General features: G+C 39.9%; 11 protein-coding genes. 1 reads left to right on the top strand and 10 read right to left on the bottom strand.

Annotated features, from left to right (window positions below; genetic code table 11):
* Positions 1-99: 99 nt before the first annotated feature.
* The 4 genes from ACIFOT_RS14510 to ACIFOT_RS14495 all read right to left on the bottom strand — a co-directional run bounded on the left by ACIFOT_RS14510 (position 100) and on the right by ACIFOT_RS14495 (position 5,683).
* On the bottom strand, positions 100-1,275 hold the full coding sequence (locus ACIFOT_RS14510) for an ABC transporter substrate-binding protein (protein ID WP_430065660.1): 1,176 nt from the start codon (positions 1,273-1,275) through the stop codon (positions 100-102).
* Between the two features lie 384 nt (positions 1,276-1,659).
* A complete protein-coding gene (locus tag ACIFOT_RS14505) occupies positions 1,660-2,472 on the bottom strand; it encodes a VOC family protein (RefSeq protein ID WP_430065658.1) in 813 nt (270 codons plus the stop codon).
* 13 nt (positions 2,473-2,485) lie between these two features.
* Complete coding sequence (locus ACIFOT_RS14500) at positions 2,486-3,385, bottom strand: GNAT family N-acetyltransferase (protein WP_430065656.1); 900 nt, start codon at positions 3,383-3,385, stop codon at positions 2,486-2,488.
* A gap of 111 nt (positions 3,386-3,496) precedes the next feature.
* On the bottom strand, positions 3,497-5,683 hold the full coding sequence (locus ACIFOT_RS14495; protein ID WP_430065654.1) for an alpha-galactosidase: 2,187 nt from the start codon (positions 5,681-5,683) through the stop codon (positions 3,497-3,499).
* 112 nt (positions 5,684-5,795) lie between these two features.
* On the opposite strand from ACIFOT_RS14495, the gene ACIFOT_RS14490 reads away from it, so the two are divergent.
* On the top strand, positions 5,796-6,038 hold the full coding sequence (locus ACIFOT_RS14490; protein WP_430065653.1) for a hypothetical protein: 243 nt from the start codon (positions 5,796-5,798) through the stop codon (positions 6,036-6,038).
* A gap of 166 nt (positions 6,039-6,204) precedes the next feature.
* On the opposite strand, the gene ACIFOT_RS14485 is transcribed toward ACIFOT_RS14490, so the two are convergent.
* The 6 genes from ACIFOT_RS14485 to ACIFOT_RS14460 all read right to left on the bottom strand — a co-directional run bounded on the left by ACIFOT_RS14485 (position 6,205) and on the right by ACIFOT_RS14460 (position 12,545).
* A complete protein-coding gene (locus tag ACIFOT_RS14485) occupies positions 6,205-6,960 on the bottom strand; it encodes an NRDE family protein (protein WP_430065726.1) in 756 nt (251 codons plus the stop codon).
* A 47-nt stretch (positions 6,961-7,007) separates the two neighbouring features.
* On the bottom strand, positions 7,008-8,633 hold the full coding sequence (locus tag ACIFOT_RS14480; protein ID WP_430065651.1) for an ATP-binding protein: 1,626 nt from the start codon (positions 8,631-8,633) through the stop codon (positions 7,008-7,010).
* A 153-nt stretch (positions 8,634-8,786) separates the two neighbouring features.
* Positions 8,787-9,308 carry an RNA polymerase sigma factor gene (locus ACIFOT_RS14475; RefSeq protein WP_430065649.1) on the bottom strand — a complete coding sequence of 174 codons (522 nt, stop codon included), beginning with the start codon at positions 9,306-9,308 and terminating at the stop codon, positions 8,787-8,789.
* Between the two features lie 13 nt (positions 9,309-9,321).
* The gene (locus ACIFOT_RS14470; protein WP_430065647.1) at positions 9,322-11,286 is read right to left on the bottom strand and encodes a multidrug ABC transporter permease; all 1,965 of its coding nucleotides are present in this window, start codon (positions 11,284-11,286) and stop codon (positions 9,322-9,324) included.
* On the bottom strand, positions 11,261-12,163 hold the full coding sequence (locus tag ACIFOT_RS14465) for an ABC transporter ATP-binding protein (protein WP_430065645.1): 903 nt from the start codon (positions 12,161-12,163) through the stop codon (positions 11,261-11,263). The genes ACIFOT_RS14470 and ACIFOT_RS14465 overlap by 26 nt, the downstream gene beginning before the upstream one ends.
* Positions 12,156-12,545 (bottom strand): GntR family transcriptional regulator, encoded by a 390-nt coding sequence (locus tag ACIFOT_RS14460; protein ID WP_430065643.1) that lies wholly within the window; start codon positions 12,543-12,545, stop codon positions 12,156-12,158. The genes ACIFOT_RS14465 and ACIFOT_RS14460 overlap by 8 nt, the downstream gene beginning before the upstream one ends.
* Between the last annotated feature and the right edge of the window lie 237 nt (positions 12,546-12,782).

Below are 12,782 nucleotides of genomic sequence, written 5' to 3'. Positions count from 1 at the left end.
ACATTAAAAATAGAGTGAAAATATTATTGTGGAAAAAAAGGGGAAATAGAAAAAGTGAAACAGAAGGACGAACCCTTCCATTTCACTTTTCACGCTTCTTTAAGGATTAACTTTTGTGTTAAATACTTGTTTGCCGTCTTTATATTCCAAAACGGTTGCTGATTTTACTGGGTTATGATTTTTATCGATTGTTACAACACCGGTAACTAGAGATAAGTCTTTTGTTTTTGCTAAAGCATCTTTGATTTTAGCTGTATCCGTGCTGCCTGCACGCTTGATGGCATCTGCTAATAGATAAACAGTATCATAGCCTAGAGCGTTGAACGCATTTGGCGCTTCGCCATTGTACTTTTCTTTGAAGGTAGAAACGAAATCTTGAATCTTCTTATCTGGGTCTTCAGAAGAATAGTGGTTCGTAATGAATGTGTTATTTAATGCATCAGCACCAGCTAATTCTACTAGCTTTGGAGAATCCCAGCCATCTGCACCCATAAACGGAACGCTAAGACCAAGTTCACGAGCCTGCTTAATGATTAAGCCCACTTCTTCATAATATCCTGGAATAAAGACGAACTCCGGATTTTTAGATTTGATACGAGTTAATGTAGCACGGAAGTCTGTATCCTTCGCAACATAAGCTTCTTCCGCTACAATCTTGCCGCCTTCTTTTTCAAATGTTTCTTTGAAAGATGCTGCTAAACCTTTAGCATAGTCACTGGCACTGTCAGCAAAAATAGCTACATTTTTCACCTTTAATTCTTTCGCCGCAAAGTTAGCTGCTACTGTTCCTTGGAATGGATCAATGAAAGAAGTACGGAAAACGTAATCGTTTAATTTCCCTTTATCTGTGACCGTTACATTTGGGCTTGTCCCAGAAGGAGTTAAAAGAACTGTTTTTGTATCATTGGCGATTTGCGTCTGCGCCACTGTGTCACCGCTTGTTGCTGCTCCAATGATTGCTGTTACTTTGTCTTGGCTTGTTAGTTTCACTGCGCCGTTTGTTGCTTCAGCTGCTTCTGACTTATTATCCACCTCTACAAGATCTAGCTTTTTGCCATCTACTCCGCCTTTTTTGTTGATCTCAGCAACTGCAATATCTATTCCTTTTTTCAGTGACTCACCGTAAGAAGCGACGCCGCCTGAAAGCTCTAAGTTTACACCTACTTTAATTGTATTTCCCCCCGCTGCATTTTCCTTTGGAGCGGAACATCCTGCTAATACACCGGCCAATAATGCTGAGGCCATAAACGTCTTTGCCCACTTTTTCTTCATCATGTGTGATTCCCCCTATCTGATTTTTCTGACAAAACAAATCGTGAGATGGTACCATATCATTTTATAAATGTTTTTGTTTAGTCAATCTACTTAATCTATAAATAGTATTCTAGTACATGTTTTTACTTTCGTCTAGTATATTATTTTATTTATTTAAATATTTCTGAAATTATTGATTTATCTGTAATTTTGGTAGCGTTTTCATTTGGAAATGCTATATAGAAATTATATCAGTAAGGGATTTCCATTTTTTTAAAAAACCACCAAACCTATTTCTAAAATAATAGTTTCATTATGTAATGTTATCGATTAGAGAAACGTTTTTATTATTGCATTAAAGTAGAAAACCCGCTGGCTCAGGCTCAGCGGGTTTTCCACTTTTAATTATTTGAAACTCCAGTATCCATCCAGTTTTTTAAAAAAGCGGTTTTGATTCGTTTCAAGGAGGTTTACCATAAATGGTGTTTCCCCTTTTTCTTTTAACACCTTTTCTACACAACCTTCTCCTATAGGCGTACAGAACAACAGATTTGTTCCAGACAATTCTATTCTTCTACATTTAGCATTTAATTGTTGGTCTATAAACTCGTCACTAGGCTGAAGATTTAACATCTGACCCCAAGTAATCATCGTTTGTTCTAAATCCCGTACGGCAAAACCGACATCCGCAAATCTTGGTTGTCCCAGTCTATGATTTCCTATTAAACCTTGTTTGTCTAATTCTGACATTCTCTGTTCATCCGACTTTTCCCATTGAATAAAGAAAGGAAGAGCAAGCTCATTGCCGGTGATTTCCGGGAACAACAGTGACCATTTAATGATTTCACCATCTCCTCGAACTCTTTCTCCCGAGATTGGACCATAAACCGTAAACCCATCCGCTTTTAGCTTTATTGCCAATTTTTCAATGCTATCGGTCCGAATGGCAATTCTAGCAGGGCCCTCCCCGCTTGCTTTTGGCAATTGTTCGACGATATGGGTTATCAACCGGTTTTCATCATGCTTTTCAGCAATCGATTCATTTTCAATCCCTAAAAACTCGATATAGCTTAAGCCAAAATAGCTCAGCGTATTATAGGTCCCCCATTTTTCATGCCTGCCGCCATTCGCTGCATGAATTCCCATTTGTTTAAGGATAGGAATGGCTTCTTCTGGCTTCTTAGAAAACCAAACTAGATGATCAAAGGAAAATTTCATTGCTTCACCTTCTTCATTTTTCTAATTGAAATTGATAACAGGATACTCCTTCAACTTGTTTAAAGCCTTCCTGAACATATAAAGCCTGTGCCCGCTCATTTTCTCCGTTGACGGAAAGGATGGTTCTTTTATAGGAGCTTTCTTTAGCAAAGTGAAGGGATGCCCTTAATAGCTGTCTTCCCAAGCCCTTGCCTTGGTATTCCGGAAGAATTGCCAGCGGGCCGATATTCATAATTGGGGCATCTTCGTATTCGTCTGCCGCTCCCCTTACGACACCGACAGGTTTTTCTTTATGAAACAGGAGGATCATTCCGCCTTCAAGGTAATCACTGCTTGAAACCATCTTGGCCACCATTTCGGGCGTGACAGGTGTTTCATTTCCTTTAAGTGTTGCGAAACCGGCATTTCGTACTTCACACCAAATTTCTTCATCTTTATTTGGTACAAAGTTTCGAATAAAATAATCTTCTGGCAAACGGACTTCAGGTATGTCCATGTCCTCTCGAACCAGCAGAAAGGCATACCGTTCTACTTTAAAATCCAGCTTCTCCATCATCTCTGCTAATGGTTTATTTGCCAATGGGATAAAAATAAACACCTTGTATAATCCGCCAGTATGTTTTATAAGTGATTCTAGCAGCTGATAGTGGAGTTTTTGATCATTGATTTCTGAATGAAAAATACGAAAACGCGCCCTTTTGCCTCTTCGATTGTACTCATCTATGATCAGCGAGGCTGCGGCTCTGATCTCCCCTTGTTGATCGGTCACAATGTATGTAGGATTTTCGGAATCCGGCTCAAATCTTTTTAAATGCTCATCATATAAAAAGGAATCATCGACTTCTTTTCTATGCTTCTTGCAATATACAACGAAATCCTTAACTCTAGCACTTTTCAAGGCTTCTATTTTCATTTGCCCCTCACCCCTTTTATCGTTAAGCCATCACCATTTTATCAAATTAATTTTATCAAAAGTACTGAAAATTGCGAATAAAAATGGAGCGTGAATCCACGCTCCATTCGATTAGGAACCTTTAAGATGAAATATGAAGGTAGTATAATCATTTTTGATCAGCTGAAGTCTGATACCTATTTTCATTAGCTCATCACCATAGTATTCGTTCAATCCTTCGTCTATTCTGTACTTCATCGACGGATGAAGTCCGGACAGTTTAAGACTGATAAAGGGCGGGTTCGGTTCTGCCAGTATTTTGTAGTAAAAAACAACCGCCTCTTCCTTATTTGGTGCCACGTACATCCATGCTGTATCCATTCCTTCAAATGGACTTAACAGCCTGAACAGGTCGCCAAAGCAAACGAGATCTTTGATTTGATGGTATAGTTTGATTTGTTCGGTAACTACCTTTTTATCAAGGCTGCTAAGCTTATCTATATTTAATTCAAAACCAAAATTGGCGGCCATGGCCACATGGCATCTCATTGTTAATGGAGTTACTCTTCCTACCTGGTGGTTTGGGACATCGGAAACATGGGCCCCCATTGTAATCGCTGGGTAGACGATGCTGGTTCCATATTGGATTTTTAACCTTGCAACTGCATCTGTATTATCACTCGTCCAGGTTTGCGGCATGTAATAGAGCATGCCTGTATCAAAGCGGCCGCCGCCGCCGGAGCAGCTTTCAAACAAAATATGCGGGAATCTCGTTGTCAATGTTTCCAATATCCGATACAGCCCAAGCATATAGCGATGGGCTGTTTCCATCTGCCTCTCGGGTGGAAGTGCAGCCGATCCCACTTCGGTCATATTGCGGTTCATGTCCCATTTTACATAGGAAATACGGGCACTGGTGAAGATGTTGGTGAGTGTTTCAATTATATATTCGCATACATCTGCTCTGCTTAAATCTAAGACTAGTTGATTTCTTGAAAGTGTCCGGTTCCGTCCTGGCACATGAAGACACCAATCGGGTTGTTTCCGATATAAATCACTGTCTGGGGAAATCATTTCCGGCTCTACCCATAGACCGAATTTCATTCCCTTTTTTGTAACATAATCAGCAAGTCCCGCTAGACCATTAGGCAGTTTTTTCTGATAAACATGCCAATCGCCGAGGGAAGTCTTATCATTGTCACGATGCCCAAACCAGCCGTCATCGAGGACAAACAGTTCAATTCCAAGCTCTTTTCCAGCATCAGCAATTTCCTTTAACTTTTTTTCGTTAAATTGAAAATAGGTGGCCTCCCAGTTGTTGATGAGAATCGGGCGTGTTTTATCACGGTACACGCCGCGGCATACTCTTGTGCGCAATAATTTATGATACGTTCTAGACATTCCGCCAAGGCCCTTTGATGAGTAAACCATTAATGCCTCTGGTGTTTGAAAGATATCTCCTGGGTTTAATCGCCACTGAAAATTAAAGGGGTTAATTCCGATTGAGAGCCTTGTGGTTTGAAAAGGGTCTACTTCAATGGAGGCTTGGAAATTCCCACTGTAAACAAGGCTGAAACCATAGACCTCCCCATGCTCCTCGTTCGCGTTTTTGGAAAGTATGGCAACAAAAGGGTTGTGCTGGTGGCTGCTCGCCCCTCTTGAGGAGGAAATGGATTGAATCCCATGGTTTAATGACTTTCGCTCGATATGACGCTCGCGTCCCCATGTGCCATGTAGATGAAGCCAGTCCCAATCAGATTGGTGGAAATCGACAGACATGCTCATACATTTCAGAATTTCAACTTTCTGGGTGCCAAGGTGTTCAAATGAAACCGATCTTGTAATTACATCAAGGTCGCGGTAAATCGTATAATGGAGATTCATTCCCACTCCTAGCATGGAATCTACCATGGTGATAATTAGCGTTTCCGCCTCAGACTTATCTTCGATATATGCTTGTGGCAGTCCCTTTAGACTGGGTTTTCCTTGAATGATCTCATGTGAATCATAGACGAATTCTGTAACAGTAGACCCATCTGCTGTATGGAGCTGGTAACCTGGTGTCCTGAAATCTCCGTTACTTGACGCTGGATATTCCTGTGGCAGAGTATCAAGTGAAAATGCAGGGTTTCCTGGTTCTGTTGTTGGCGAAAATGCCCTGCCTTTAAATTGGAGGATGGAAGATTGCTGCAACGCCTGAACCCGCTCTCCCCAGTATAAATGGGCCGGATATTTTCCATGAACAATCTGAATTAGATAGCTTAACTTATTATTGTATAAATGGAAGATTCCTTCCTCCTCATTCCAAGTGATTGGCAATCGGCTCTTTCCCTCCTATTGTTTACTTATATTTAAAACAATGTAATATTATCTGTTTATGTTACCTGCTTTTTGTATATGCTATGTTCGAAATGAATTTGGAGGTGTTTTTATGTCAGAACTAGAGCCAGTGGAATATGAAACAGGAACTGCCGTGCGCGATTATGACATTATTGAGATTACACAAACGGCAATGGGGTATGAAGTGCTGCTTGATATTAACTTAGACAGCGGTTATTCGTTAACTGGAACAAAGCTGGAAATTACGCATGAGGATTTACAGGGATATGAGACGAACGAAGTGGAAGAAGGCATTAAATATGCATTAGGATTTTTTGGACATATATCTCAATAAAAAAAATGTAATCAAACGTTTGATTAGTTTTGAAGCAACGGTACTTACCCGCGAGGGACAAGGACTCAAGTCCGTTTAATCAAACGTTTGATTAGTTTTTCTACAAACAAAAAACCCTTGTGTACCAAGGGTTCAAACCTAGTTAATCAAACGTTTAATTAGTTTTTTAAAGCTCAATTGTATAGTGTTGGTCATTGACCTGACCATTTGTGAATACCCGCTCAACATACTGTATTTCTTTATCTGACATTAACATAATCGTAGAGCTTCGAGTTCCATAATGCTCGCTTTTGATAAACAAGGGAGATAGCATTCTTTCAAGATCTAATGGAACACCTGTGTTTGGTAGTAGTTTATCTGGAGCCGCTTCGGAATATTGGAGAAGCATAAAAAGATTTTCAACCATATCCTCCTGCTTTCCACCGATAATTTTTGATAAACCATCCTTACCAATCTTAACTTTTGGCCATTCAGTATTTAATAAATGATTGCTGACACCATAAATACCAGGCTCTAGCTTTTGCAGCTCCTGCCCAATATTTGAATAATAATAGAGTTCATCAGCATTTCCTGCTAGTAAGTTATAGCCCGGATACCGCGCCTTGTTTTCCGCAAGCTTTGCCATATAGTTCTCTAAATTTCCATCGTATTTGAGAGCATCTGCCACCAATTCCCCGCGTGAACGTTTTCCCTCCATAACTTCTTTGGGGTTGCGATAATTGGTCAATGCGGCAAAACGTCCACGGCTGGTCACTCCCATCCACGTTCCCATCTTTTCTAAATCCCTTCCGGCAAGAATTTCCGGGCTATCCTCCCAAAAATGAGCCGGTGCCGTTGGCCGCTTATAAAACTCATCTCGATTTGCCGCCAGAATCAACTTATATTCCGGATGAACATTATAGGCAAACAAAATTAAACACATTAACAACCACAGCCCTTATATCAATTTTATAAAGAAATTAAATCGACTTATTTTGCCAGCGGCAGTTTGATTTCAACCAGGGTTCCTTCATTTTCTTTGCTGGTGTAGGTGATGGTGCCGTTGTGCTGTTTGATGATTTTGTGGCAGATCATGATGCCGAGGCCTGTTCCTTTTTCTTTTAGGCTATAAAATGGTTCACCTAATCTTGGAAGCAGTTCTTCAGGAATCCCGCAGCCCTGGTCTTGAACAGAAATAACGCAATCTCCTGCTGCACCCTTTGAAAGGCTGATATGAATATCGCCGCCACCTTTCATGGCTTCCATCGCGTTTTTTAGTATGTTTAGAAACACCTGCTTTAATTGATTTTTCTCACCGGTAATAAAATAAGAGGATTCTTCGGCCTTTAGCTGAATTTGAATGTCGTACATTAAAGCCTCAGGAGCCATCAGCTCAAGGGTATTTTCAATTAAATCCCGTACATTTATCCGATTAAGCTCAACCGCTTGCGGTTTTCCTAATGATAACAGCTCAGTAGTAATCGATTCAATCCGTTCTAGTTCACTCAATAACAATTCATTAAAATCAAAGGTCTGAATCCCGCTTTTATAAAGCTGAACAAACCCTTTTATCGTTGTAAGAGGATTTCTGATTTCATGGGCCACTCCGGCCGCTAACTCTCCAACAATTGATAACTTTTCAGACTGCAGAAGAATTTCTTCCGATTTTTTTCGTTCAGAGATATCCCGGCTAATGATAACAATATGCTCGATGGTTTGTCTTTCACCCTCCACTGGCATACAACGAGACTCAAATTCGATCCAATTTCCTTCTCTATGCCGGAGGCGGAATTCCATCGAGTGTGACTCCTTATTTTCAAACATCCTATTTAAAGTATTTTTAAACAAACAGACATCATCCGGGTGGATAAACTTACATAATTTAACCTTTTCCAGTTCAGTACTTTGGTAGCCTAAAACTAACACATGGGAAGGTGAAAAATAACTAATGCTATGATCTTGGTTCATCACCATAATCAAGTCTGATGTGTTCTCAGCAATCAGCCGATATTTGGATTCACTCGCCGCAAGCGTCATCTCCATTTGCTTTTTCTCTGAGATGATTCTATACAGCTTCATATAGGACTCGATTAATAGTCCTCCAAGGATAACTCCCAGCATCACAAACAACATATACGTAATATGAAAGGATGGTTTATCCCTAAATACATTAAAAATGAATGGGACCGTGATGACATATATAGCCACATACGAACCAAATAGGATAATACATTTTTTCACTGGTGTTAAATGTTTAAACAAGAAATGTACAATTAAAAAAACAATTAAAATGAATAGCCAGCCACTAATGGCAGGTGACCAATGGCCGCTGGAAAACAGCCTAGCCGCCAGTGCACAAGTCCCTGCAAGCGAGCCTGCCACCGGGCCCAGGTAAGCGAAGGTTAAAATAACCGAAGCATATCGTATATCATATGAATATCCTTGCTGTTGAAACGATAACATAACTAAAATAACTGATACCAATCCGGCATATAAACCGCCCCAAAGGCGCACCGGCTTAATCAGCTTATCATTAAAGATTGACTGTATCACTAATGGAGCGCTTACCAATAGTGAAAAAATTGAGAGATTAATAATATAGTCAAAAAGAATCAACAGACTCCCACCCATACTTCGTTGAATTCATCCTATTTTCTTTAATGATAAACTAGAGATATAACTATTTCCATAATATTTAACTGCTTTTATCTGGCAACTTCTAAAAGCAGAAAAGGGGCGCTATCCTTCTTTGGATATGCCCCTTTTTCCTTATGCGGATTCCTTCACTGCAAAGACCTGTTTTAGTTGTTTTCTTGCCCGGTAAAGCCGAGTCTTCACGGTTGCAGCCTTCAAATCGAGCAGGCTGGCAATTTCATTTTCCTTTAATCCATAGGTCACTTTTAGAATAAGCACCTCTTGGAATTCTTTAGATAGGTGCTCCATTGAACGGCCTAAGTCTTCTTGGAAAAGGCGGATGCCAACTGCTTCCTCCGTGTTTATCCCGTTATGATCATTTCCCATCATAAGTTCTATATCAGTGATGTCAACAGGTATCCGTTTGTTTCTTTTTTCTGACCTTAGAAAGTCGATCGCCGTTCTGGCAGTGATGGCAGACAGCCAAGCACCTAATTTTCCAGTATCTTCTATTGTATCTATTTTTTTAAAGGCTTTAATAAATGATTCCTGTACGATATCTTCCGCCCAAAGCCAGTCTTTTGTATATTTATAGGCAAGACCGTGCAGGCGCTTCGCGTAAGTTGAATACACTTGATTAAAATCGACGGAGTTCACACTGCTGCCTCCCCTATTTAAAATGTCCTTTAACAAATTCCGGAGCATGCTTTTCATCAAAAAACATGACCTCAAAATAATCGCCAAAATGATAATAAAAGATAGACACGTATCCATGACTCGAGTCCGGGCTTGCGTTATCTAACATTTTTTGGATTTGTTCCTTATTCGTTACATCGAATTTATCTGCGCTTTTTTCCACTTCATTTTTTATATTTTCAAGGTCGACCGTTTTGGACGTATCTCTTTTAGCAACAAGGACATGAGTGATATCATCAGCCGTTACCATCGTTCCTTTTAACAATTCCTTTTGTTTCAGCCATTTCGTAAAGTGTTGATAAGTAGGCTTTATTTCAAAGTTTAGAAAGTGGTCACTGCCAAGGGACACTTCGATCATCGAACCTTGACCTTCGAAATAATGTCTGTCTTCATAGGATTCCGCCAATACATCTTGTCTTAATGCCGCAATCGCTTCTTTAATTTCGTCTGGATTCGATAAGGTTACACCTTTTGTAATCGGTCCTCTTCCGCCAATAGTGAGCTTCTTAATTTTATTTTCCTTTAATTTAAAAACCTCATTAGTCGTCAGCTTATATTCCTTTGATTCATAAATAGGCTTGAAAAAGTCTTCATAAAGCCGCTCATTTACGGTATATTCCCTAGTTAAATAGCTGCCATCTTTCATTTCATAGCGAATAAAGAAATTTACTGATCGATCGTCTTGCCTTTGCTGATTGATTTTTTCATCTGCGACAATCTGCTTGTGAAGCTTCCGAACTGCTTCGATGTTGGCTTTTTCCTTCATTGGCACCGGCGAATAGTACTCTGAATAAATATCATCACTGCCCATATAATAACCGAAATTATCAGTTAGAATGACGTTTTTGATTTCAGCCTCTTCTGGTATTTTATTTTCATAGATTCCAAGAATTTGAACACCTATCCCGAATACGGCAATAAGTGCTAAATAGATGATTAATCCTTTTACACGGGCGAAAACCCTCCAAGTTTTTTGCAAAATCATTTCAGCGGCTAAATAGCCAAGAGCAGCCCCAATGGCATAACCAAAGATGGTCCAGCTATTACTGTTAAAGGAAACTTCATGAAAGTACGAACCCCCAAGCAGCATCATGCAAAACGTAACACCATATTTAAAAACTGAACGTAATTTTGGAAAGGCAATCGCTTCTGAGGCAGTTTCTAGGTTTCTTTTTTTATAAAGAAGCAGCGCGAGTCCATACATGACGATTATCAAGATGATGTAAAGCACCCCATCGTTCCAAGGAAACCTTTTGCTATCAAGGACAGCCGCATACGTAATCGGGGACAATTTTTCGAACTGCCGACTAAAGAAATAGTCGCTGGGAAATCCATAGAGTAATATTTTCAAGTTATAAAACATCAGTAACGTTATCCCTACTGGAAAAAAGAGAAACACATACGCTAAGACAGCCTGAACGGTCGACATTCCGGTCAACATCGCGATAAACACAGCTGCTGTGTACAAAAGCAGGGTAATTACAGTTGTCGTGCCAGCCCAGTAAAAAATATCCTTTACACTAAACAGGCTGCCTAGGTCTAGGGTGTTATGCATAAGAAGGATAATAAAAGTGATGGCAACGACAGGTATGATTAAAAATAGCATTCCTGTCAGAGCATAATAATGAAAAATCCTGGTTCTTTTTAACGGGAGACTGTGCATAAGGTCAGTTGCTTGTTTCGCATGAAGAAAGCGAAATAAGAACACTGCCAGAATTATTGGCACAATAGCAAATAGTCCAATTTGAAATTCAAAATTATAGCTAAAGAGATTGTCTGTATTTTGGTAAAGCCTATCATCCTCATCGGAATATATTATTAATAGTTGAATGGGAAGGATAAAGAGCAAGCCAAGGAAGTAGACAACCGAAACCCAGCCTGTACTTCGTCCAATTTGAAGCATTACTTCTTTATTAAACCATGACATTTTTGATGGCATAGCCGATATCCCCCATTTCGTAAATAAAGATCTCCTCGAGAGTGAGAGGCAGCAAGTCAAAAATGACAGGGTTCGTTTGACGGATTTGTTTTGTGAGGGCTGCTACTTCGCCTCTGACAATGAAAAGGTAGACGCTTCCCCTTTTCTCTGTATGAAGCGGATTAAGATTTAGAAGCAGCTTTTCTGGAGGAGTACCGTCTTTATAGGCCACCTGTATTTTATGAATATCAGCTTTCAGGTCATCGAGTTCTTTTTCTATAAGCAGTGTGCCGTTATGGATAATTCCGATATAGTCGCATATGTCTTCTATCTCGTGAAGATTATGTGATGATATTAGAATTGTCATTTCTCTTTCGGCCACATCATGAATTAATAGGTTCTTGACCTTTTTTCGGACGACAGGATCCAGTCCGTCCAGTGGCTCATCTAAAATCAGTATCTCCGGATTGGCGGAAAGGGCAAGAATGAAAGCAATTTGTCTTTGCCAGCCTTTTGAAAAGGTGTGGATTTTTTTGTTCTGGTTCACTTCAAATAACTCAGCAAGTCTCTGAAAACGGTCTTCTTCCCAGCATGGGTAGCAGCTTTTATAAAAACGGGCCATTTGTTTTGTTGTATATTGCGAGAAAAAATAAGGCTGATCTGGTATGTAAAAGACCTTTTGCTTTATGCCGGTATTTTCATAGACTGGTTCATTATTAATGGTTACTTCGCCGTGATCCTGACGGTATATCCCGGCAAGAAGCTTAATTAATGTTGTCTTGCCGGCTCCATTTGACCCGATAAGACCGTAAATCGAGCCTTTTTGGATTGATAAATTGACCTTTTCCAGCGCGGTAAAACGGTCAAATTTCTTGCTAACCTCTCTCATTTCAATCATTGCTTTCCCCTCCCCCTTTTGATGCGTCTAGCTCTTCGATTAATTTGATAAGCTGACTTGCCGGGATTCCAAGATATAAGGCTTCGATGACAAGTTTTTCAAGTTCCTTTTTTACTGTCTCTATTTTCTCTAAGTCCTTTATTTGATTGTTTGGATTGACGAAGCTGCCTTTTCCTTTTACCGAGTAAATAAATCCTTGGGTCTCGAGTTCTCTGTAAGCCTTTTGAATCGTATTTGGGTTTATCGTGAGCTCTGTTGCTAATGTTCTTACTGAAGGCAGCTGCTCATCTGGCTTGATTACCTCATTCATAATTAGCTCCTTCATTTTATCCACCAACTGTTCATAAATAGGTTTTCGGCTCCTCATGTCCAGTTCAAACATACCGGGAGGCCCCCAATCTGTACTAAGTGTACTATCATTCGTAATACAGTTTGATTATATTCCATCTCTTTCCAAAAGGAAAGGGTTTTTTATTGTGATTTTTTTAATTTTGAGGACTGGAATTAAGTGAATGATCGCTTAAAGGGATTCTATGTGACTTAAAACAGGTTTTAGGGGGAGATTCAGTTCCTAGGGAGGTTCTATGTTACCCAAAACAAGGTCGTGAAGAGGATCCGG

This window comes from Neobacillus sp. NRS-1170 (assembly GCF_050468025.1).
Note: the sequence above shows the minus strand (reverse complement) of the source record. Positions and strands in the feature narration are given on the sequence as shown.